This window comes from Shewanella inventionis, from assembly GCF_019931735.1.
In the GTDB taxonomy this organism is placed as follows: Bacteria; Pseudomonadota; Gammaproteobacteria; order Enterobacterales; family Shewanellaceae; genus Shewanella; species Shewanella inventionis.
This window is the reverse complement of sequence record NZ_CP082926.1, coordinates 3,120,772-3,144,309: the sequence shown is the minus strand read 5'-3', so window position 1 is coordinate 3,144,309 and position 23,538 is coordinate 3,120,772. Positions and strand designations below refer to the sequence as shown.

Annotated in this window: 15 protein-coding genes; 9 read left to right on the top strand and 6 right to left on the bottom strand. The window is 40.6% G+C overall.

Going from position 1 to position 23,538, the window contains the following annotated elements:
• The first annotated feature begins 72 nt into the window (after positions 1–72).
• From K8B83_RS13865 to K8B83_RS13830, 8 genes are all read left to right on the top strand, one after another.
• Complete coding sequence (locus K8B83_RS13865; RefSeq protein WP_188736978.1) at positions 73–2,121, top strand: DUF1302 domain-containing protein; 2,049 nt, start codon at positions 73–75, stop codon at positions 2,119–2,121.
• 13 nt (positions 2,122–2,134) lie between these two features.
• Positions 2,135–3,499 carry a DUF1329 domain-containing protein gene (locus K8B83_RS13860; protein ID WP_188736975.1) on the top strand — a complete coding sequence of 455 codons (1,365 nt, stop codon included), beginning with the start codon at positions 2,135–2,137 and terminating at the stop codon, positions 3,497–3,499.
• 52 nt (positions 3,500–3,551) lie between these two features.
• Entirely contained in the window at positions 3,552–4,562 is a 1,011-nt protein-coding gene (locus K8B83_RS13855; RefSeq protein WP_188736973.1) for a WD40/YVTN/BNR-like repeat-containing protein, read from the top strand.
• 49 nt (positions 4,563–4,611) lie between these two features.
• On the top strand, positions 4,612–6,918 hold the full coding sequence (locus K8B83_RS13850; RefSeq protein ID WP_188736971.1) for an efflux RND transporter permease subunit: 2,307 nt from the start codon (positions 4,612–4,614) through the stop codon (positions 6,916–6,918).
• Between the two features lie 327 nt (positions 6,919–7,245).
• Positions 7,246–12,090: an NAD-glutamate dehydrogenase gene (locus tag K8B83_RS13845; RefSeq protein WP_188736969.1), complete on the top strand. Its 4,845-nt coding sequence runs from the start codon at positions 7,246–7,248 to the stop codon at positions 12,088–12,090.
• 60 nt (positions 12,091–12,150) lie between these two features.
• Entirely contained in the window at positions 12,151–13,170 is a 1,020-nt protein-coding gene (pyrD, locus tag K8B83_RS13840; protein ID WP_188736967.1) for a quinone-dependent dihydroorotate dehydrogenase, read from the top strand.
• 171 nt (positions 13,171–13,341) lie between these two features.
• Positions 13,342–13,875 carry a cell division protein ZapC gene (locus K8B83_RS13835; RefSeq protein WP_188736965.1) on the top strand — a complete coding sequence of 178 codons (534 nt, stop codon included), beginning with the start codon at positions 13,342–13,344 and terminating at the stop codon, positions 13,873–13,875.
• Positions 13,876–14,778: 903 nt separating this feature from the next.
• Complete coding sequence (locus K8B83_RS13830; RefSeq protein WP_188737085.1) at positions 14,779–17,073, top strand: putative bifunctional diguanylate cyclase/phosphodiesterase; 2,295 nt, start codon at positions 14,779–14,781, stop codon at positions 17,071–17,073.
• A gap of 136 nt (positions 17,074–17,209) precedes the next feature.
• Here K8B83_RS13830 and K8B83_RS13825 read toward each other — a convergent pair whose 3' ends face one another.
• The 5 genes from K8B83_RS13825 to K8B83_RS13805 form a co-directional block, all read right to left on the bottom strand.
• A complete protein-coding gene (locus K8B83_RS13825; RefSeq protein ID WP_188737084.1) occupies positions 17,210–17,959 on the bottom strand; it encodes an SDR family oxidoreductase in 750 nt (249 codons plus the stop codon).
• A 67-nt stretch (positions 17,960–18,026) separates the two neighbouring features.
• On the bottom strand, positions 18,027–18,728 hold the full coding sequence (locus tag K8B83_RS13820) for a histidine phosphatase family protein (RefSeq protein WP_188736963.1): 702 nt from the start codon (positions 18,726–18,728) through the stop codon (positions 18,027–18,029).
• A gap of 2 nt (positions 18,729–18,730) precedes the next feature.
• Positions 18,731–19,798 carry a phosphotransferase family protein gene (locus K8B83_RS13815; RefSeq protein ID WP_188736961.1) on the bottom strand — a complete coding sequence of 356 codons (1,068 nt, stop codon included), beginning with the start codon at positions 19,796–19,798 and terminating at the stop codon, positions 18,731–18,733.
• A complete protein-coding gene (locus K8B83_RS13810; protein ID WP_188736959.1) occupies positions 19,798–20,637 on the bottom strand; it encodes an SDR family oxidoreductase in 840 nt (279 codons plus the stop codon). Before K8B83_RS13810 ends, K8B83_RS13815 begins: the two co-directional genes overlap by 1 nt.
• A gap of 11 nt (positions 20,638–20,648) precedes the next feature.
• Positions 20,649–21,869, bottom strand: coding sequence for an acyl-CoA dehydrogenase family protein (locus K8B83_RS13805; protein ID WP_188736956.1), 1,221 nt, complete (start codon positions 21,867–21,869; stop codon positions 20,649–20,651).
• A gap of 172 nt (positions 21,870–22,041) precedes the next feature.
• Here K8B83_RS13805 and K8B83_RS13800 point away from each other — a divergent pair, with 172 nt between their 5' ends.
• Positions 22,042–22,974, top strand: coding sequence for a LysR family transcriptional regulator (locus K8B83_RS13800; protein ID WP_188736954.1), 933 nt, complete (start codon positions 22,042–22,044; stop codon positions 22,972–22,974).
• 166 nt (positions 22,975–23,140) lie between these two features.
• On the opposite strand, the gene K8B83_RS13795 is transcribed toward K8B83_RS13800, so the two are convergent.
• On the bottom strand, positions 23,141–23,458 hold the full coding sequence (locus K8B83_RS13795; protein ID WP_188736952.1) for a hypothetical protein: 318 nt from the start codon (positions 23,456–23,458) through the stop codon (positions 23,141–23,143).
• Between the last annotated feature and the right edge of the window lie 80 nt (positions 23,459–23,538).

Below are 23,538 nucleotides of genomic sequence, written 5' to 3'. Positions count from 1 at the left end.
CCTGTGGGCTAACAAGATGTTGGTTTCAATTCCTATAACAACTAATCCAACAGGTTACGGAGATGAACTAAAATGAATATTGTTAAGAAAAGATTTAACAAGTCGGCTCTCGCTTTGGGGGTGGTGTCGGCATTAACTTTGGGCATGAGCACTTCAGCCTCTGCGGTTTCGTTTGATTGGGGTGATGTGCAAGGCACATTTGACTCAACATGGACCGCGGGTGCAAGTTGGCGTGTTTCTGACCGCGACTGGTCTGGTCAAATTGGTAAAGTTAACCAACCGCAATTTGATTGGTCTGGATATTCCGCTTTTGGTGGAGCTTTTGGCTCAACCAAGTACACATCAGCTGAAATTTGGGCGCAATCAGGCTCATATTCAAGCAACAACGATTTAAGTAATTTGCTTTATGCTAAAGGCGATACCACTTCTGAAATCGTTAAAGGATTGCATGAGCTATCACTTAAGTACGAAAACTATGGTTTGTTCTTACGTGGTATGTATTTTTATGATCGCAAATTAAATGATGGCGATTATGATTTTAATGACCCATTAACAGGTAAAGAATTTGACCCTTGTGAAGACAGCCAAGCATCAGAAGTGCAATGTAAAGACATTCGCTTACTTGATGCATTTGTTTATGGTAACTGGGATTTAAATGACGGTGCCAACCCGCTGAGTGTTCGTGTGGGTAGTCAGGTTGTTTCATGGGGTGAAAGCGCACTCATTTCACATGGTATCTCTGAAATTAACGCCGTGGATCTTAACATCCTAAACGCGCCAGGTTCAGAGCTTAAAGAAGCGTTCCGTCCTCAAGGTATGGTATGGGCTTCTTTAGGGCTAACAGAAAACCTTAACGTTGAAGCTTTTTATCAATATGAATGGCAAGGTATTTGGGTTCCTACACCAGGTTCTAATTTTGCGACCAACGATTTTGCAGGTTTTGGTGGCTATGACCAAAACGCACAGTTAGGCTTTAACTCTAATCCAGACATCAATCAGGACTTTTTAATTTCTGAATATTCACGTTTGTATGAAGCTGCAGCCGCTACAGGCTTTAATGCTGCATATGCTGCATATATGACCGCATATTCAACTAAAGTGGCCCTGGTTCAAGATGATGCAGCTCCAAGTGATGATGGACAGTTTGGTGTTAAATTAGGCTATTACTCACCAGAGCTTGGCGAGACAGAGTTTGGTTTATACTACATGAACTACCACAGTCGTCGCCCTATCATCAGTGGTACCGCGTCTAACTTTACAGCAGAAGCTATCGGTCGCGATTATGGACGTTTAGCCGCTAGCGGTGGTGAAATCGATCGTGATTTACTTCTTAGCATGGAAACATTTACTAAAGCTCAGATTGTGTATCCTGAAGATATTCAATTGTATGGATTTAGTTTTAACACGCTTGTTGGTGAAACTTCAGTAGCGGGTGAGATTGCCCACCGTGTTGATGAACCGTTACAAATTGATGATGTAGAATTACTGTTGGCTGCAATGCCTCAACAGTTGGCAAACGCCGGTCTACGTCCTGATTTAGATGGCATCTCACAAATGGATGTGTATGATCCAGGTGAAACCGTTGACGGTTATATCACCCGAGATACTACTCAGGCTCAGATGACATTCACACATTTATTTGGCCCAACACTTGGCTTAGATAATTTGACCATGCTCGCTGAAGTTGGCGGTGTATGGATCCATGATATGCCAGGTTTTGATGAGTTACGTTTAAGTGGTCCTGGTACTGCGCGTTCTGGTGGTAATCCAGATATGCCAGGTATCATTGAAGCATTACACAACGGTCCAGAAACCAATCCATTCCCAACCGATTTTGCTTGGGGTTACCGTTTAGTCGCTAAAGCCGACTTTAATAACGTGTTTGCTGGGGTAAACATGTCTCCTCGCGTGATTTTCTCGCACGACGTTGATGGTATAACACCTGATCCAATGTTCTTATTCACAGAAGGCAGAAAATCTGTTGCTGTGGGTCTAAACTTTGATTATCAGAGTCGTTGGGGAGCGGATCTTTCTTACAACAACTTCTTTGGTGGTGTAGGAACAACTAATGCGATGACAGACAGAGATTATATCTCTTTCAACGTCAAGTATTCGATTTAAAAGGATAATTATAATGAAGAAACTGACGATATTATCGGCAGCAGTGATTATGGCACTCGGTGCACCTGCTGCGCTGGCGAAAGTATCACAAGCTGACGCTGACAAATTGGGCACAACTTTAACGCCATTAGGCGGTGATAAAGCGGCTAATGCAGATGGTTCAATTCCTGCTTGGGATGGTGGTATTACTCAGCCTGTTGCGGGTTATACTAAGGGGATGCATCACCCAGATCCTTTTCCTGATGATAAAATATTATTTACCATCACAAATGCCAATAAAGCTCAATATGCTGAATTTTTAACTCCAGGACAAAACAAACTGTTTGAGTTGTATCCTGATTCGTACCAAATGAATGTGTATCAAACACGTCGCAGTGCATCTGTTCCTCAGTATGTTTATGATGCAACAAAGAAAAATGCTGTTAGCGCAGAACTAGTTTCTCAAGGTAATGGTATTTCTGGTGCGACTATTGGGGTACCTTTTCCTATTCCTGCAAATGGTTTAGAAGTGATTTGGAATCATATTCTTCGCTATCGTGGTGTGGATGTAGAAACATATCGTAGCCAAGCGGCTCCAACTTCAACAGGCTCATACACCTTAGTTGAAAATGCTGAAGAAATTCGCTTTGAGTATACTCGCCCTGAAATTACATTAGACAAGCTAAAAGAAACCAACACCTTGTTTTACTTTAAGCAAGTTGTGACTCAGCCAGCCCGTTTAGCAGGTACCGCGTTATTAGTTAAAGAAACCATGGACCAAGAGGCATTGCCTCGTCAAGCATGGACTTATAACACTGGGCAACGTCGCGTACGTAAAGCGCCTAATGTGGCATTTGATACACCAGGCACAGTGTCTGATGGCCTAAGAACCACAGACGATTTCGATATGTTCAACGGTTCTCCTTCACGTTACAACTGGGAACTTGTTGGTAAAAAAGAAATTTATATTCCTTACAATGACTACAAGCTACATTCAGACAAATTAAAATATGAACAAATTTTAAAACCTGGTCATATTAATCCTGAATTTGCGCGTTACGAGAAACATCGTGTATGGGAAGTGAAAGCAACGTTGAAAGACGGCATGCGCCATATCTATAAATCGCGTGTTTTCTATATCGATGAAGATTCATGGCAAATTGCCTTAACTGATATGTATGACAACCGTGATGAGTTGTATCGTGTCGGTGTGGCTCATTCTATTAACTATTACGATGCATTAACAAATTGGAGTACGTTAGAAGTATTCCATGACTTGCAATCTCGTCGCTACTTGGCAATGGGGTTAGATAACGAAGGTCGCATGTATAACTTTGATGCTTCTCTTTCTGAATCTAACTTTACACCAGATGCATTAAGACGCGCTGGTATTCGTTAATTAGCCATAAAATAGGGGCGCCAAGCGCCCCTTCATTGTTAAGGAAGTTTGTATGACGTTTAGCATGCTTCGCAGTGCAGTGGCGATTGGGATTAGTGCATGTTTATATACTGCTTCAGTAGATGCCCAACTCGACCCATTAACTGTTCAAATTCAGCCTTTAGCTCAATCCTCTTTATTACTTGATATTGCCAATGCGGGTGATCGCCTGGTTGCCGTAGGGCAACGTGGTAATGTGCTATTGCTCAAAAATGGTCAATGGCAGCAAGTTGCTACTCCTGTGTTAACTCAATTAACCAAAGTCTTCTTTTTCGATGAGATGAAAGGGTGGGCCGTAGGGCATGATGCAACGATTATTCATACCAATGACGGTGGTGAAACCTGGTCTGTGCAGATGCAATCAGTCAAGATTGAAAAGCCCTTTTTAGATGTGCGTTTTTATACCCCTAATGATGGTATTGCTGTTGGCGCTTATGGCCTGTTTTATCGAACCGCTGACGGTGGTAAAACTTGGCAAGATGAATTTCATCAAGAATTATTATTTGAAGAAGATATTGCCTATTTAAATGAATTAAAAGCCGAAGATGAATCTTTGTATTTGTCTGAGCGCTCAGCGTTATTACCACATTTTAATCGTTTAATTCGTTTAGCCGATCAACGATTATTATTAGTCGGTGAGTTAGGTATGGTTGCGGTATCGGATGATAATGGACACACCTTCACAAAAGTTGATTTTGATTATGATGGGTCAATGTTCAATGCCATACAGGTAAATGACAGCATTTATGTTATGGGGTTGCGTGGTCATGTGTTTAAATCTGATTTGAGTTTGTCTCAGTGGCAACAGGTTGAATTACCTGTCGAGTCGTCCATTAATGGTGCACTTGTCACTGCAAATAATGAATTATATCTTGTGGGTAACGCTGGGATAGTCTTGTCGGTAGAGGGCACCCAAGCTGAAATGGTCACGCGTCGCCAAGGTGAAAACATCGTTGCAATAGCAAAGGACAGTGAAGGCCAATTATGGTTTGCCGGTTCTAAAGGACTGTTCCAGCTTAATTAACCGAAAGGTTAAATTGGATAATTAAAACAACAATAATAGGGCCGAAAAGATGTTAGAAAAACTGGTCAATGGATTTGAATCTCATTTATTCCGAAATCGGAAATGGGTCATTCTTTCGTTTATTTTTATTACTTTATTTTTAGGGTACCAAGCCAGCCAATTAAAAATGGACGCGGCTTTTAGCAAAAATATTCCGCTCAACCATTCGTATATGAAAACCTACACTAAACATCAAAAAGACTTTGGTGGTGCAAACAGCATTATGGTTGCTGTTGAAGATACGAGTGGCAACATATTTAACCCGGTATTTTTTGATGCGCTAAAAAATGTGCACGATCAATTATTTTTTATTCCGGGTGTAGAACGCTCACAAGTTAAATCTCTGTTTTCACCCTCTACTCGATTTACTGAAGTGGTTGAAGATGGTTTTGCCGGTGGCCCCGTCATCCCTGCCGATTTTAGTAATGATGAATTTGGCTTAAACGTTGTTCGCGACAATATAGAAAAAGCCGGGATTGTTGGTCGTTTGATTGGTAATGATTATACCTCTGCAATGGTGACCGCACAGTTGATGGAGTTTGATCCACAAACTGGTAAACCCATTGATACTATTGCGTTTGCCAATCAATTAGAGCAAGAACTGCGCGTTAAGTTTGAAAACGATAAGATTAAAATTCATATTATTGGCTTTGCTAAAATGGCGGGAGATGTAGCAGAGGGCGCTAAAGGCGTTTTATTGTTTTTCTTAATCGCAATCATTATTACAGCAATAATGGTGTATTTGTTTTCAAAATCGGTAATGCTAACCATTTTGCCGTTAGTTTGTAGTTTAATAGCTGTTTTTTGGCAATTAGGATTATTGACAGTTGTTGGATTTGGGTTAGATCCGATGTCGATTTTAGTGCCATTTTTAGTGTTTGCCATTGGGGTAAGCCACGGTGTTCAGATGATTAATGCCGTACGCCGTCGGGTGCTTGATGGCCAAACAACTAAAGCGGCATCAGCGTCAGCATTTCGCAGTTTATTAGTTCCAGGCGGTGTTGCGTTATTATCTGACACAGTTGGTTTTTTAACTTTACTTGCCATTGATATTGGGATTATTCGAGAGCTTGCTATTTCAGCTTCGCTAGGTGTGGCGGTAATTATTCTCACAAACCTTATCTTGTTGCCTTTGGTGATTTCTTATTTTGAATTGCCAAAAACGCCAGATAATCCTGAGAAAGCCAAGCGAATTGAAAATCTATGGCGCTGGTTATCGAATTTTGCCACACCTAAATATGCCGCTATCGTGTTGGTGTCTACCGTAATTTTGTACGGTATTGGATTTCAGCAAGCCACTAAAATGAAAATTGGTGACTTACAAGGTGGCGCCCCGGCATTGCATCAAGATTCACGTTACAACCAAGACACCTTTTTTATTACAGATCACTTCTCAATCACTACAGATGTGATGACTGTGATTGTGGAAGCAGAGCCTGAAGCTTGTACCTATCATTCTGTGTTGTCGCAAATTGACCAATTTGAATGGATGGTTGCAAACACTCCAGGTGTTGAATCTACGGCCAGTTTGGCGTCTGTCGCTCAAAAAGTGAATGCGGGCTTTAATGAAGGTAATCCACGTTGGGAGATTTTACCCCGTACTACAGCAAGTTTAGTACAGGCTGTTGGGCAAGTACCCACTACATCAGGCTTACTAAATGGTAACTGCTCTGTTATGCCAGTGTATTTGTTCTTAAAAGATCACAAGGCTGAAACCATTGAGGTTGTTGTTAAAAAAGTGAAAGCCGTTGCTGCTGAGCTTAATAGTGACACCTTGCAATTTAAACTGGCTTCTGGCCCTGTGGGTGTTATGGCCGCGACAAACGAGGCTGTGAGTGAAGCGCAGTTGCCTATGATGATTTATGTCTATGGTGCTGTATTTGTTTTATGTTTAATCAGCTTCAAATCACTTAAAGCGACCATTGCCGTTATTATCCCTTTGTATGTTGTGTCGACATTAGCTCAAGCGTTGATGACCTTACTTGATATAGGCCTTGCGGTGAGTACGTTGCCAGTGATTGCATTAGGCGTCGGTATTGGGGTTGATTACGGTATTTATATTTTGTCGACTATGTCGAATAAGCTCACAAATGGTATGCCTATCCAGCAAGCCTATTTTGAAGCGTTAGTTGAGCGTGGCAGTGCGGTTATTTTCACCGGTTTAACATTGGCTATTGGGGTGAGCACTTGGTTTTTCTCAGCGCTTAAATTCCAAATGGACATGGGGATTTTGCTGACCTTTATGTTTTTAGTAAATATGTTAGGCGCAATTATTATTCTACCGGCACTTTCAGCTGTGTTTTGGCGAAAAAAATAGTTAAAACATACAATTGAACAAAAAAGGGAGCTTGGCTCCCTTTTTTATTTTGCATAGTTAGTCTATCTAAACGACTTAAATGTCATTTTAAACACAGATATCACTTATCAACTGGATTTATAGAGGATGTACCACTAAAATTTTCCTCGATATAGCAGCAATTTAGTAATAAACTTTGCAGCGGATCTCAAATATGAGTTTCTTTTGTAAAACGCAAAACAGCTGTTTACGTGAAAAATACAAATGACTCGGACCGACCGAATCAACAAGCCGAAGCATCCATATAATGATAAGAGCGCTGCCATAGACGCTTAAGGAATCTGCAACATGGCCTTGAAAGATGCAATGCCTTCTGTACTACTTGAAAATGTAGTCAATTTAATTCACACAAAAATCCCTAGTTCTCAAGCTAAACAAGTGGAGCAATTTGCCAATTGTCTCTACGCCCATATGTCAAAAGACGATCTCAATGCGCGTAATGACAGTGATTTGTATGGTGCAGTTGTAAGTTTGTGGAACGCCCTAAACAAAACCTTACCTGAACAAACACACATTCGGGTGTTTAATCCAAGCCAAGCGAAACATGGCTGGCAATCGTCACATTCTATTATTGAAGTCATCCAACCCGATATGCCATTTTTGGTTGACTCGTTAACCATGGCGCTAAATCGCATGGGGATTACTGCACACGTGATGCTGCATACTCCTTTAGCTGTAATGCGTGAAAAAAATGCAGTTACTGGCGTGTCATTTTTAAAAGATGCAGCAGAAAACAGCGGCAGTGTTGCAGTATTTTTAATTGAGATTGACAAGCAAAATACCGATGCAGACATTAAAATTATAGAAAAAGAGATCCAATCGGTACTTGCTGATGTTGCAGCGTCTGTGAATGACTGGCAGTTAATGACGGATAAATTAACTGATACAATCAATCAATTACCTTCTCGCCCATTTCCTGGCGATAAAACTGAATTACAAGAGTCGATTAATTTTTTAAATTACTTAAACAATCACCACTTCACTTTACTGGGCTACCGTTATTACGATTTAAAACGTGTAGAAGGCGACGTGGAGCTTGTACCTGATTTAGACTCTAGCCTTGGGTTAATGAATCGCTCTAAAACCTCTCAAAGTGAGAGAGGGCTTTTATTGTCAACCTTATCTGATTCAGCTCGTAAAGAAGCGTTAGATAACACCTTATTAGTATTAACTAAGAGCTCTGCTAAAAGCCGCGTTCATCGTCCTGCTTATGTTGATTATGTTGGTATTAAGCGTTTCGATAAAAAAGGGAATGTGATTGGTGAAGACCGTTTCATCGGTTTATATGCATCTAACCTGTATAACCGTAGCCCTCGAGAGATCCCATTGCTGGGTGAAAAAGTTCAACGGATCCTTGATAATTCAGGATTAACCCCGCGCTCGCACGATTATAAAGCGCTAATGAATATTCTTGAGAACTTACCGCGTGACGAGCTAATTCAAGCTAAAGATCATGAACTGTCTAATATGGCCCATGGCGTATTAGAAATGCAAGATCGCGACAAGCTAAAACTCTTTGTTCGTAAAGATGGTTTTGGTCGTTTCTTATCGTGTTTAGTTTATGTATCTAAGGACCGTTACAACACCAAATTACGTCAAGATACTCAACGAATTTTGGCACAACACTTCAAAAGTAATGAAGATGTTGAGTTCACCACGTATTTTTCAGAGTCTACTTTGGCTCGAACTCACTACATTATCAAAGTTGATAATAATGATATGGATGTTGATGTGGCCGCTATTGAAAGAAACCTTATTGAAGCTGCACGCTCGTGGGATGATAAATTACATACAGCATTAAATAACGACCTAGGTGAACAAGCCGGTACCGGTCTGACAAAGCGTTATTTAAATGCTTTCCCGCCTAGCTACAAAGATGACGTGTTGCCAAGCTCAGCTGTTGTTGATATGCAGCATTTAGAAGCATTAGACGATGACCACAAATTAGGCATGTTGTTTTATCAGCCACAAGAGTCTGCGTTAAATGATAATAAAGTACGTTTGAAGTTATTCCATAAAGACGAGCCTATTCATTTATCTGACGTGTTACCAATGCTTGAAAACTTTGGTTTACGTGTGATTAATGAACGTCCTTATGAAGTTAAAACCAATGACGGCGCAACATTTTGGATTTTAGATTTCTTAATGACAGTGCAAGGTGCTGCCACTGAGAACCTTGCCGACAGCCAAGACCGTTTCCAAACTGCGCTACTACAAGTGTGGCAAAAGAAACTTGAAGACGATGGTTTTAACCGCATGGTGCTGTCAACAGGCCTAAGTGGTCGAGAAGTGTCTATTTTACGCGCTTATGCTAAATACATGCGCCAAATCGATGCCACATTTAGCCAGTCATATATTGAAGAAACCTTCAGTCGTTATCCAAAATTGGCTGATTTACTGGTGAAAATGTTCATCCGTAAATTTAATCCAAAACTAAAAACACGTACTCTGAGTAAGTTTTTAGAACAGATCAATATACAACTCGATGATGTATCAAGCCTTGATGATGACCGTATTATTCGTCGTTACTTAGATTTAATTAACGCTACGTTGCGGACTAACTTTTATCAAACGGCAACCGGTGGTGTGGCTAAAGACTACGTTTCATTTAAGTTTGCTCCAGGCTTAATCCCTGAAATGCCAAAACCTTTGCCTAAATTTGAAATCTTCGTTTATTCACCTCGTGTTGAAGGCGTACATTTACGCGGTGGCAAAGTAGCGCGTGGTGGTTTACGTTGGTCTGATCGCCGCGAAGACTTCCGTACTGAAGTATTAGGCCTTGTTAAAGCACAACAAGTTAAAAACACCGTTATTGTGCCAGTGGGTGCAAAGGGTGGTTTTGTGTGTAAGCAGCTGCCTACTGAAGGCGGTCGCGAAGCATTCTTCACTGAAGGGCAAGAATGTTACCGCATTTTTATCCGCGCCTTGTTAGATATTTCTGACAACATTATTAACGGTGAAGTGGTTCCACCTGTTGATGTGGTTCGTCATGATGAAGACGATCCTTACCTTGTGGTTGCCGCAGACAAAGGTACTGCAACATTCTCTGACATCGCTAACGCGATTGCCATTGAATATAACTTCTGGTTAGGCGATGCCTTTGCGTCGGGCGGCAGTAACGGTTATGACCATAAGAAAATGGGTATTACCGCTCGTGGTGCATGGGAATCGGTTAAACGACATTTCCGCGAAATCGGCATTGACTGTCAAACCACGCCATTCAGTTGTTTAGGCATTGGCGACATGGCCGGTGATGTATTTGGTAATGGTATGCTGTTATCTGAGCAAACTCAGCTTGTGGCCGCCTTTAACCACATGCATATTTTTATCGACCCAACACCGAACATTGAACAAAGCTACATTGAGCGCCAACGTTTATTTGCTTTACCACGCTCTAGCTGGGAAGACTACAACACTAAATTGATTTCAAAAGGCGGGGGAATATTCCTACGTTCAGCTAAATCAATCAAGTTGTCTCCTGAAATCAAGCAAATGCTAGACACTGATAAAGACAGCATGAACCCAACTGAACTGATGAAAGAGCTACTGAAAATGCCAGTAGATCTAATTTGGAATGGTGGTATTGGTACTTACGTTAAGTCGAGTAAAGAAACACATGCCGAAGTGGGCGATCGAGCCAACGATGCTTTACGTGTAAATGGTAAAGAAGTTCGCGCCAAGATTATTGGTGAGGGCGGCAACCTTGGTTGTACTCAATTAGGTCGTATTGAATACTGCGCTAATGGCGGCCGTATGAATACCGACTTCGTTGACAACGTTGGTGGTGTAGACTGCTCAGATAACGAAGTGAACATCAAAATTTTCTTGAATACATTAGTGGCAGAGGGTGAGTTAACGCTTAAACAACGTAATCGCTTACTTGAAGACATGACTGATGAAGTCAGCGACATTGTGATCCAAGACTGTAAAGACCAAACTCGCACTATTTCGGTAACTCAAGTGCATGGCGTATCGCAGCTCAAAGAGCAAATCCGCTTTATCCAATATCTTGAAAAAGACGGTAAATTGGACCGCGCTCTTGAGTTTTTACCAAGTGATGATGATTTAGCAGAACGTTTAGCTAACGGCCGTGCATTAACACGTCCAGAACTCTCAGTATTAGTGGCATACGCTAAAATGGTACTTAAAGAGCAGTTGGTGACGCCAGAAATCACAGAAGATGCATTTTTAAGTAAACTGTTAGTGGCTTACTTCCCTAAAAAGTTACAAGCTAAATATGCCGACAGAATGACTGCTCATCCACTGCGTGGTGAGATTATTGCAACCTCGTTAGCCAATGAATTAGTTAACGATATGGGCTTTAATTTTGTACAACGTATGCAAGATGAGACAGGGGCAACAGTTGCTGAAGCCGCCATTTGTTATACTATGGCGCGTGAAGTGTTTGGCCTTGATGAACTCACTACATCAATAACTGACTTAAACGGTGTTATTCCAGCTCATGTACAAGGTGAAATGCTGCATCAGTTACGTCGCAATATGCGCCGCGCATGTCGTTGGTTTATTCGCCACCGTAATCGTGCTCAGGATATTGTGCAAACGGTTGCGTTCTTTAAACCAGTATATGAACAACTTAAGGCAAATGTTGACCAATATATGATTGCAGCAGAAGTGAAAGCAATTTCTGCTGAAATCACAAAACTTACTAACCAGAATGTACCTCAATCAGTTGCACAAGTTGTGGCAAAAATGAGTACATTGTTCTCTGCGTTAGACATTGCTCAAATTGCTCAAGTTGAGAATAAGACACTCGAGTTAGTGTCTGAAACCTATTTTAAATTAGGTGCTAAGGTAGAATTACATTGGTTCTTAGAACAAATTAGTGCTCAACCTGTTGCAAACCATTGGCAAGCCCTAGCGCGAGCAGCGTTTAGAGAAGAGCTTGATTGGCAACAGCGTGCGTTAAGTTCTGCTGTGCTACGAACCTGTACAGATACCTGTAATGCTGACAGTGTGATTAATGAATGGATGACATTGAACAAACCATTGCTTGAAAGATGGTACCATATGCTTTCAGACTTTAAGGTTTCACAAACACATGAATTTGCTAAGTTCTCAGTCGCCCTTAGAGAACTGAACTTACTGATTTTGCATTGCGAAGGTCAGAAGTAGTTTTATAATGTTAATAAGCCCTGGCGATTGCCGGGGCTTTTTTTAGGTCTAGGAGAAACCATGTTTTACAAAATCGCACAAAAAGTCATGTTTCAGATGGACCCTGAGTTAGCACATAATGTTGCTATCGGCAGTTTGAAAATGACCGGGAATACGCCGTTAAATTGTTTTTATCGCCAGCATGTAAAGTCTGCTCCCGTAACATGCATGGGATTAACTTTTCCAAATCCTGTTGGCTTGGCAGCCGGATTAGATAAAGATGGCGAATCAATAGATGCGTTCCATGCGATGGGATTTGGTCATGTTGAAGTAGGTACCGTTACCCCACGTCCACAACCGGGTAATGATCAACCACGCTTGTTTAGGCTAAAGCCAGCCCAAGGAATTATCAATCGAATGGGCTTTAACAATAAAGGCGTTGATAATTTAGTCCGTAATCTTATTGCTAAAAAAACAGACATCATGGTGGGTGTCAATATTGGTAAAAATAAAGATACGCCGGTAGAGCAGGGTAAAAACGATTACCTTATTTGCATGGAAAAAGTGTACCAATATGCCAGTTATATTGCGGTCAATATCTCATCGCCAAATACGCCAGGTCTGCGCGCCATGCAATACGGTGAGTTATTAGATGATTTACTGAGTTCGATTAAAGCTAAACAAAAAGAATTAGCCGAAAAATACGGTAAATATGTACCCGTAGCATTAAAAATAGCCCCAGATTTGTCTGCCGAAGAGATCCAAGCCATTGCTGACTCTTTAATTAGTAATGCCTTTGATGGCGTGATTGCGACAAATACGACGTTGAGCCGTGATGCGGTAGTAGGATTGCAACACGCAGAAGAGATGGGTGGGTTAAGTGGTAAACCTTTGACTGATTTATCGACTCAAGTGATCAAACAATTATCGACCTGTTTACAAGGAAAGATCCCGATCATTGGTGTCGGTGGGATCAATAGCGCCGCAGATGCACTTGCAAAATTTGATGCCGGTTCAACGATGGTTCAGATATATTCGGGTTTTATCTATCAAGGCCCAACATTAATTGATCAGATCGTAAAAGCCTATTGCGTAAAATAACATCTATTTTGCTTAGTTATTGATCAAAAATCATGCCGCGATCGAATTGCTGATCGTTCGATCGCACTAACACTATGATACATATGTTATATTTTTTAATTATTTTTTGATATTGCGTTAAAATTCATCTATTATGCACTGGTGTTCATTTTTATTTAGGTGCAGACAGCCATGTTATTAATGCCAAACAAGGACTGGCATTGGGAATACAATGAGACTTGCAAGCAACTGAGTATTTCATTGGGTTCCGAGATGGAGTTCTTAACCCCTTATAAAGCTAAACAATTAATCCCAGATGCGTTATGCGCAACTGAGTTTAGTGTTGAACACGCAAAATTTTATCTTAAAATGCTAGAAACCCTTCCTAAAGTGCTGCAAATCTCTGATGCTGCTATTGTACAAACTGCGTTAAATGCCACTGCTGCTCATTTTTTATTGCAATCGCAAATGCCTAAATCTTGGTTTTTTGATGTTAGTGAAGAATGCGTGTATTGCGAAATCGGTAAGTTATTTCAATTGAAATGTGGTTATTCTAAGGTATTGGTATTAGTAATTGATAATGGCTTACAAGCCGCTACCGTAATGAATTTATCGCAACATTGCGAATTGTCAGACAGTAAATCGCTAGCACAATTTGACACCATTAAAGTCATGCATAATCGCTTGCATCCTCTTCGTAAAGCTCGTCAGGTTGTAGCTGCATAGCCATAGCGGAAATGAGTTCCATCACCGCTTTTATGACTCAACTCTTTCCTCAAATGCTGAAAATATCGTTCAGCATTTTTGCTATTAACAACGTTACTCTGCTACACAACGCACTTATCACAATGTTACTTGTACCAGTTAATTCATTATCCTCTTATACCAATTCCACTAATTATCTGGTCATTCAGCGGTAATTCTGTGCCTTCTAGGCAAGTAATAGGATTGTAGGCATAGTTGCTCTCGGCAACTGCTCCTGCGTTGCTCTACCTCCTGCATCCATGCAGTCGTACGTCAAAATACTATTAAGCAGCATAGAAGGCACAGAAACCCGCCTTGCAGGAGACGCTCAGACAGTCCATTTCTTTGTTGCATTGCCTTAGAAGGGAATAACCATTATTTCAACAATGCGCCTCAAACTGAACAGTCTGAGCGACTCTGATTGGTCACATAATTAATGGAAATGGTATTACACTAATCTTGATAAATAAGTGATCAGACATTGCAGCGAGCGAGTTGTTCTACCTTCAATATGTTTAACAAGGTTATAAGCGATGTTAACCAGTAAGAATGATCACATTATTGTGCTGATTAATGGTATTAGGCTATGGAACATCGGCAGGGCGAGAACGCGAACATTTTTCGAACAGATTAAGGTCGTTTAACAAACTTCCGTAGTTCGATAAATCTTCATAGTTAGGATGGTTTCTTGTTCTTCTGCTTGCAGGTTAAACATAGAGTTCAAAAAGCAAGCACTCATGCGGTTGCCCTGCCTGTATACCTTTGTAAATTTTATATTTAGTTGAATAATGTTAACTCAGTTTAGGTATTCTTTTTTATACGTGCTAATGTTGAAAATGTAACGGAATAACGCTTATGGGGCGCCTAATAACTATGACCATGAAAATGGAAAATCGCTCGATAGAAGAAAAAATATTACTTGCTGTGACTGCTGCAGCAATTCTAATTTTGTCGCCATTTTTGATTAAAAGTATCATCGAAAACAATACACTCCGAATTATTGTCGATCTGATTGCCGTTGGCGGAATTTCTTTTATTTTCATCGGTGTCTGGTTTACGAGTAACGTTAAGCTTTTTAGTGGTCTATTTGCCATCATTGCTCATGTTACTATTTTATTTGGTATTCATATTGTCGGAAGCGAATTAATTTTTTGGCTTTTTCCTATTATTATCGCCAGCTTTTACCTATTACCGACAGTGATAGCTTGTGTGCTTAATAGCTTATTAATCACTATTGCAGGGCTATTAACGTATCAAGATTTTGAACATTTCTCCTTACCGCTCATTATGGCATCGTTTGTAGTTACTGGGGTTTTCTCATTAATCTTTTCTTTATTTATGCAACGTAAAAACCGGCAATTACTGGAAAAAGATAAAATAAACCAACTTAGAAATACTATTTTGGAACTTATCGCCAGCTCGAGCAAATTATCTAAAGTGTTAAATACTGTGGTGCAAGGCATTGAAAATGAATTACCTGGAACAATATGCAGTATTTCTATAGTCGATGATACTGCGACACAATTACGTTTGATTGCCGCGCCAAGTTTTCCTGATTTTTATAAAGAAGCCGTCGACGTCATTCCTATTAAAAAGGGAGTTGGCTCCTGTGGTGAAGCTGCAGCGCTTGGAATAAGAGTATTTGTAAGTGATATAGCTTCACACCCAAATTGGACACCATGGGCACAATTAGCTCATAAAGCGCAATTAGTATCGTGTTGGTCTGAACCGATTATCAGCCACCATGGCAATATTTTAGGCACAATTGCGATTTACTTTAATGCCTATGTGACGCTAACAGACAATGAATTTACTTTGGTTGAACAATTTGTCAATCTGACTCGCATCGCTATAGAGCGCGACAAAGCGGATAATATTATTTGGCATCAGGCTAATTTTGATACCTTAACCCAATTACCCAATCGACATTTATTAAATGAGCATCTCTCTAACGCAATCGATAATGCTGAGCGAGATAAAAAGCAATTGGTAATAGCAATGCTTGATTTAGACAAATTTAAAGATGTGAATGACTCTTTGGGCCATGCAGCAGGCGACAGTGTGCTTATTGAGTGCGCAAGTCGAATTAAAAACAGTATCCGAAAAAATGACATTGTTGCCCGTTTAGGTGGCGATGAATTTATCATTGCTTTTGTTGGGACTACCTCTCCTGAAGATATCGATAAAATTGGTCAAAAACTTTTAACCACACTGGCACAACCTTATGTAATAGAGCAAAAAAACTTTTATTGTACAGCCAGTATTGGCCTTGCTTGTTATCCTAATGATGGGTTAACCATTGATGCGTTAATGACGAATGCAGATCAAGCGATGTATCGAGCTAAAACTCGCGGTCGAAATAGTATTCACTATTTTACCGAAAATATGAGTACCGATTTTTTAAAAAGAATGGAAATGATTGATGATTTACGCACCGCGGTTGAACAACAACAATTTCATTTGGTGTACCAACCTATAGTTGATTTACGCACTCATCAAATAACCAAAGCTGAAGCATTAATTCGTTGGCACCACCCTCAAAAAGGCATGATTTCTCCGATAGAGTTTATCCCAATTGCCGAGGAAATTGGCCTGATAGTTGAGATCAGTGAATGGATATTCAACCAGGTTTCTCAACAGGCTCATGAGTGGCGACAGCGTTATTGTGCAAATTTATCCATTAGTATTAATACTTCGCCAGTGCAATATCGCAATGAAGGTAAACTTGTTAAAGCTTGGGCTGATTCACTGATTGCACAAGGTATATCAAGTGAGGCTATCTCAATTGAAATTACTGAACATTTGTTAATGGAAAATCAAGCTGAGGTGGTCGAAGCGCTTGAAAAATTACGTCAGCAGGGGATAACCATCTCCATAGATGATTTTGGTACAGGCTATTGCTCTTTTTCTTATTTAAAGAATTTTGCATTTGATTACTTAAAAATCGATCAAAGTTTTGTACAAAATATGTCAATTGACAATAACGATGCTGCACTGTGTGAAGCAATTATTGTGATGGCAGGTAAGCTTAATATGCAAGTGATCGCCGAAGGTATTGAAACTGAAGAGCAAAAACAATTACTGGTTGCAGCAGGTTGTACTTTAGGCCAAGGTTATCTGTTATCAAAACCACTTTCGGTCGCTGATTTTGAACAGCTACTTATCAAACAAAATCAATAACACAGGTAGACTTAACGCATATACCATTCAACCTTACGTTGAACAACAAGCCAGATTGAATGACGCTTATTGCATCCGTAGTATAAAGATACAATAAGCGTGCAGCACTGAGTAACCATGCAGATGATAGTGCAGATTAACTCATTTTAGCGATAATGCTAATGGGGGCGATACGTAATACCCAGTGTAATAAAGCCCAAGGGTAGCTTGGTACAAATGTGTTGGCTTTCTCTTTTTGAATGGCATTGACCATGGCTTTACACCCTGTTTCTGTATCAACAATAAAGGGCACTTTTTTAACTTTTTCATTTATTTCACTACGAATAAAGCCAGGATGCACGCATGTGACCTTTATTGGGGTGTTCATTACATCTATCCGAATACCTTCCGTTAATGATGTTAGTGCCGCTTTTGTTGCTGCATAAACTGTCATGGCTCGCCTAAAACCTCTAACGGCACTGATTGATGATATGGTGACTAAATGGCCATTATTTTGTTCACGAAAAATAGTCATGGCAGCTTCGCATTGTGCTATTGCTGCAATAAAATTGGTTTGCGCAGTTTGTAAATTAGCTGCAAAATATCCCGTGCCAATTGAGGCACCTTTGCCCATACCTGCATTAACGATGACTCGATCGAGTTGACCCATTTCTTGTTTAAATTGATTAAATACATCAAATACTTGCGGGTGATCATTTACATCAAGTGGTTTAATTAACACCTTGATACTTGGGTTTATGGTGAGCAAGTGTTGTTTTAATTCTTCTAATCTGTCTAATCGCCTTGCGCATAACGCTAGGTTATGGTTTTGTTTAGCAAATTCAATGGCCATGCCACGCCCTAAACCTGAGCTTGCTCCAGTAATTAATATATTTGTTCGTCTCATCATTGACTCTTTATTATTGTTAGCTCTTTAATAAAACATGCCAAAGAGCAGGGGTGAGTGTTTTGGGTTAAATTAAGCTGAATAAATGGTGTTGCTCACCAGTAAAATAGCGATGTTCATTTAAGGTGATTAAACTTAGTCGTTGTCGTTTAAGTTGTAATTGGGTCATACCACAGTTAACTAATTGCCTGTTAATATTAAAAAACTCAGATTTAGGAATAGATAAAATTTGCATCACTGCGGCACTAATCACACCACCAGAAGTGTAAATAAAAATAGTGTTTTTGTCGGTAGCCTGTTGTAATAAATCTGACAATCCATCCGCCACGCGTTGAGTAAATTGTTGCCAAGATTCTGTATATTGTTCACTGTTTGAAGCCTGTTGCCATTGTTCAATGGCTTGGCTAAAAAGCTCAATAAATGCTCTTGTCGGTGATGGGTGTGAGCTAAGGTATGCTTTCATCATTTCAGGCTTGGCCAGTTCTGGTCGATAAACCGCAATCACATTTTCATGATCGAACTCGTTCCAATTGTCGCTTATTTGTAATGATTTATTGGCTAGATTAGCTGACATATTAGACAAACAGGCATCCCGGGTTTGATGATGTCTGGTCATGTTGCCACTAATAACGTGATTAGGTTGAATTAAACACTGAGTAAAATAGTCGCCTAAATACCTAGCCTGGCTATGGCCTAAATCTGACAAATTATCATAGTTGTTGGTGCCAAAGCTGGCTTGCCCATGACGGATTAAATAAATATTCGTCATGGTTAACCTTTTTGCGCCATTGCACGATGACAACGCCACAATAAATAGTGTGAAAAAATCCAAAATTGCTTAAAGGCGGGGTTTCGAGTTTGCTTATGGTGATAACGGTAATATATTTGCTGCACAATACCCGCTAAGCGAAATAAACCGAAGACTTCGTAAAATCGAAAATCATCAATGGTGATATTCATTTTATCGCAATAATATTCAACCACTTGCTTACGCGTTAACATGCCTTTTAAGTGGGTAGGTTGGCGGCGTGTCATTTGCGCTAAAAAATCATCATCAGCTTCAACCCAGTAGGCAAGGGTGTTACCTAAATCCATTAACGGATTACCTAATGTCGCCAGCTCCCAATCAAGTATGCCATTCACTTTGGTGATGTCATCAGGATCGAGTACTACGTTATCAAATCTAAAGTCATTGTGAGTTAAGCAAATGTGCTCTTGAGTTGGCTTATGTTGTTGTAGCCAATCCATCACCTTTGTACCCGAAGGGACATTCCAGGTTTTAGCCTGGGTGTAACGTTGGCTCCATCCATCTATTTGGCGCTGGGTATATCCTTCGCCTTTACCTATATGGCTAAGGTTGGCAGCTTCTATATCGACTTGATGTAATTCGATTAAACAATCAATCACATTAGTGCATAGCGCCTTTGCTTGCTGTTCATCTACTGTTAATCCTTTAGGCAGGTTTTGCCTAGGAATAATGCCATTGAGCTTTTCCATGACATAAAACTCTGTACCTAACACACTCTCATCGTCGCAATGCGCCAGCATGCGTGGGACATAGGGGTAAACAGGCTTGAGCGCTTGCTGTAAACGATACTCTCGCCCCATGTCATGAGCTCCTTTGGCTTTAGTGCCTTTTGGTGCTCGGCGTAAAATGAGCTCTTTATTGGCGTAACTTAAACAGTAAGTCCAATTTGATGCGCCACCAGTATACTGGGTTATGGTTAAATCGCCTTCAAGCCCACCAAGGTGCTGTTTTAACCATGGGTCGATAATTGCTGGGTCTAACTCTTCACCTGAACGCATGGCTTTGGCTTTATCAAGATATTGTTGAACCATTAGCGTTGTTCCTCCTTTAACATTTGCCTTAAACGATGTGTTTGTCTCAATACCAATTTGCAGTACCAATTCAGTGGCAATATTCGTTTTAATTGGTATAGACGTTTGCCTTGCGAATGGGTTAATAACAAAAATCGATTATTTGAGACACCTGTGTATGCAATGTCAGCAACTTGCTCTGCATTGATGGGTGATTTATCAAACAGTTTACCTAGGAGCTTTTCCATTGTTGGCAGTTGAGTGCGTAGACTGCTGCCAAGGTTAGTTTTAAAAAAGCCTGGGCATAATACACTGACGTTGATATTGTCATCGGCCAGTTCTAAACGCAATGTTTCTGACAAAGACACGACAGCAGCCTTTGAGGCATTGTAACTGGACATAAAGGGAATGGGGGTCAATCCTGCTTGCGATGCGACATTCAGTATAGTGCCACCACCTTGCTGTTTAAAAATGGGAACAAACTGCTGGCACATATTAACAATACCAAAAAGATTGATCTCCATAACCCATCGCCATTGCGCTAGTGGTTCTGCCTCTATTTTATCGGCCGAGGCCACGCCAGCATTGTTAATTAATATATCGATTGTTTGCCAGTACGATGTAAGTTGTTTGATAAGTGCTTGTATGCTGGCAGTGTTGGTAATGTCGCAATGTATGAAAAATGCTTTACCACCTAATGCGGTTATTTGTTGGCACACCTGTTCACCAGCTTGTTGATTGATATCAACTATACACACGTGAGCCTGTTGAGTAGCCCATTTTATCGCTAGTGCTTTGCCTAACCCTGAAGCCGCGCCAGTTATTACCACATTTTTGCTAGACTGTGTGTTTGGTTTCATCGCTATTACCATTATTTATATTTTGCTAATTCAAGACGAGACACCATTGCCATATGCACTTCATCTGGCCCATCAGCTAAACGTAAACTTCTTGCCATAGCTGCAAATCCTGCTAGCGGTGTATCGTGGTTCATACCGGCGCCGCCATAAATTTGTATGGCCATGTCGACAACCTGGCTCAACACTGAAGGGACCACGACTTTGATTGCAGAAATATCCGTCATGGCATGTTTTACGCCTAAATTGTCGATTTTCCATGCGGCATTTAGGGTCAATAGTCTGGCTTGATCTATTGCCATACGTGCTTGTGCAATTCGCTCAAGATTACCGCCCAACTTTATTATGGGCTGGCCAAAGGCAACTCTTGATTGGCCTCGTTCTATTGCTAACGACAGGGCTCGCTCCGCTGCGCCGATAGCACGCATGCAATGATGGATCCGGCCCGGCCCTAAGCGGCCTTGAGCAATTTCAAACCCTTTGCCGAGTCCCATAATGACATGGCTTTTAGGCACACGAACATTGACAAGTTCCATTTCTCCATGGCCGTACGGCGCATCAAAATCTCCATATGCGCTTAACATTCGAGTGATAGTTACTCCCGGGGTATTGATAGGAACCAATACCATACTGTGGCGTTGGTGTTTAGGCGCATCAGGATCTGAAAGCCCCATAAAAATCATGATCTGGCAGTTAGGATGACCAAGCCCAGTTGACCACCATTTGCGACCGTTAATGATCACATCATCGCCGTCTTCGATGATGGTGGCTTGCATATTTGTTGCATCTGATGAAGCGACATCCGGTTCTGTCATGGCAAACACGGAGCGAATATCACCAGACAGAAGTGGGGTTAGCCATTGGGCTTTTTGTTGCTCATTTCCAAAATGATATAGCACTTCCATGTTACCGGTATCAGGGGCATTACAATTAAATATCTCAGGAGCCAGCAGTGAACGGCCCATTTCTTCAGCTAAAGGCGCGTATTCAACACAACTCAGGCCTTGGCCAAGCTCGGAGTCGGGTAAAAATAAATTCCATAAACCAAGTGTTTTTGCCTGGCGTTTCAATGTTTCAATGTGTGGCAGCAACTGCCATTGAGTCCAATCCTGATGATGATTTAGGCGTCTATTTTCGGCAAGTAATTCGGCTTCAACGGGTAAAATTTTATCGTGAATAAATGAGGTCACTTGCGCTAAATAATGTTGTGATTTTTCTGTAGCGTAGATATTCATGTTCAAACCTATTTGAGTGGATATACAGGTAACTAATGGAGAGTACGGTTTATGAATTCAGTAGACAGCATAGCCCAGTAATTTGAGTGAACGAAATGAAATAACATGATAGGTTATGTTGAATAGTATTCATAACCGCTTGCGGTTCACCTTACACCACGGCAGGAAAAAAATGGCAGATACTAAAGCAATCCAGCAACTTGATTTAAATTTGTTAAAAATTTTTGAAGCACTCTATGCGCAACAAAATATGACAACGGCCGCTAAGTCATTATTTATTACACCTTCTGCTGTTAGCCATGCAATAAAGCGCTTGCGACTGGTGCTAGACGATCCACTCTTTATACGTCAAGGCATGCAGATGCAACCTACCGCAGCATGTCAACGCATGGCGCCACAACTTATTAATGCATTAAATCACATTCGCCAAGTGTTGCAGCAATGTGGGGAGTTCAATCCGTTAACCACTGAGCAGACTTTTAATATTGCCATTCATGAAGCATTAGAAAGCCAAATTTTGCCACTGTTGATTGAACACCTTGTTGAACTTATACCCCGAGCCAAAATTGTCAGTATGGCGTTATCAAGAGAGCAACTCACTCGGCAATTAACCAGTGGCGAAGTTGACCTGGCTATCGATGTTGCCAGGGCTGTCAATCCACCTTTAATGCACGCCCCGTTACTGTCTGATCCATTTTGTGTTCTTGTTGATAGCAGAAACTGGCTTAAAAACACCATTGAACAAGAAGATTATTTGAGGGCAGAGCATATCGTGGTATCAAATCGGCCAACTGGCAGAGTCATGGAGGATTTTCTATTGCAACAACAAGGGGTGAATCGGTTGATTAAATACCGTTGTCAGCGTTATCAAACGGCAGCTAAAATTGTGTTAGGCACTCATTTAATGTTGACATTGCCGCAATCAATTGCGTTGCAATTTACGGATCCTAATTTAGCGATGTATGCCGTACCTTTTACATTGTCAGATATAGATACGCATTTGTACTGGCACAGTAATACGCAAACTGATCATGCACTTAGTTGGCTTCGTCAACACATTAATGCTGCTGTAGTATTGGCAAATCCCAATCACTCGCCAGCATAAATAAGCATGTTTATTCACAACTAAACATTAATTGTGTTTAGCCAATATATTTTGGCTAACATGGTCAAGTGTGTGTTGAGTCAATGATTAACGTTTGTAAGAGTTTTGATGAGTTAAGTCGCCTTAAGTGTCGACGACTTAACAATTGAAATAAAATGCCAATCATCTATTGGTGTGAAAGCTGGGCCATAATATTAATGACATCTTGATATGAAATATTATATTGGCGCGATAAATTAATTATTTTCGTCTTATAAGTTTGAATATGCTCTTGTTTAATAAGATCGGCTTGCTTTTGTTCAACAATCGCATTGACCGACTCTTGTAAAATCAACAAACGCCGTAAACTGTAATCTAGCGAATTGATATACGCTGTCATTTGTTGTTTATTACGGGCATTTTCAAGGTTTGAAGTTGTGCGTTGTTCAAAATCTAATTCGTCAAACGCATTCATCATTTGTTGTAAATTTAAATCGTTGCTCATAAGTATGATTGTCTACGTTATTTTTTGGGATTATATTCATATTTGACTACTAAGTCACCTCTCGCCTAGTTGATTTAGGT

Bases quoted from the DNA above. Each gene is read 5' to 3' on its own strand.
- K8B83_RS13865 (WP_188736978.1), top strand. From the start codon at position 73: ATGAATATTGTTAAGAAAAGATTTAACAAGTCGGCTCTCGCTTTGGGG.
- K8B83_RS13850 (WP_188736971.1), top strand. From the start codon at position 4,612: ATGTTAGAAAAACTGGTCAATGGATTTGAATCTCATTTATTCCGAAAT.
- K8B83_RS13855 (WP_188736973.1), top strand. From the start codon at position 3,552: ATGACGTTTAGCATGCTTCGCAGTGCAGTGGCGATTGGGATTAGTGCA.
- K8B83_RS13820 (WP_188736963.1), bottom strand. From the start codon at position 18,728: ATGACGAATATTTATTTAATCCGTCATGGGCAAGCCAGCTTTGGCACC.
- K8B83_RS13830 (WP_188737085.1), top strand. From the start codon at position 14,779: ATGGAAAATCGCTCGATAGAAGAAAAAATATTACTTGCTGTGACTGCT.
- K8B83_RS13800 (WP_188736954.1), top strand. From the start codon at position 22,042: ATGGCAGATACTAAAGCAATCCAGCAACTTGATTTAAATTTGTTAAAA.
- K8B83_RS13805 (WP_188736956.1), bottom strand. From the start codon at position 21,869: ATGAATATCTACGCTACAGAAAAATCACAACATTATTTAGCGCAAGTG.
- K8B83_RS13835 (WP_188736965.1), top strand. From the start codon at position 13,342: ATGTTATTAATGCCAAACAAGGACTGGCATTGGGAATACAATGAGACT.
- K8B83_RS13815 (WP_188736961.1), bottom strand. From the start codon at position 19,798: ATGGTTCAACAATATCTTGATAAAGCCAAAGCCATGCGTTCAGGTGAA.
- K8B83_RS13810 (WP_188736959.1), bottom strand. From the start codon at position 20,637: ATGAAACCAAACACACAGTCTAGCAAAAATGTGGTAATAACTGGCGCG.
- K8B83_RS13845 (WP_188736969.1), top strand. From the start codon at position 7,246: ATGGCCTTGAAAGATGCAATGCCTTCTGTACTACTTGAAAATGTAGTC.
- K8B83_RS13825 (WP_188737084.1), bottom strand. From the start codon at position 17,959: ATGAGACGAACAAATATATTAATTACTGGAGCAAGCTCAGGTTTAGGG.
- K8B83_RS13795 (WP_188736952.1), bottom strand. From the start codon at position 23,458: ATGAGCAACGATTTAAATTTACAACAAATGATGAATGCGTTTGACGAA.
- K8B83_RS13860 (WP_188736975.1), top strand. From the start codon at position 2,135: ATGAAGAAACTGACGATATTATCGGCAGCAGTGATTATGGCACTCGGT.
- pyrD (WP_188736967.1), top strand. From the start codon at position 12,151: ATGTTTTACAAAATCGCACAAAAAGTCATGTTTCAGATGGACCCTGAG.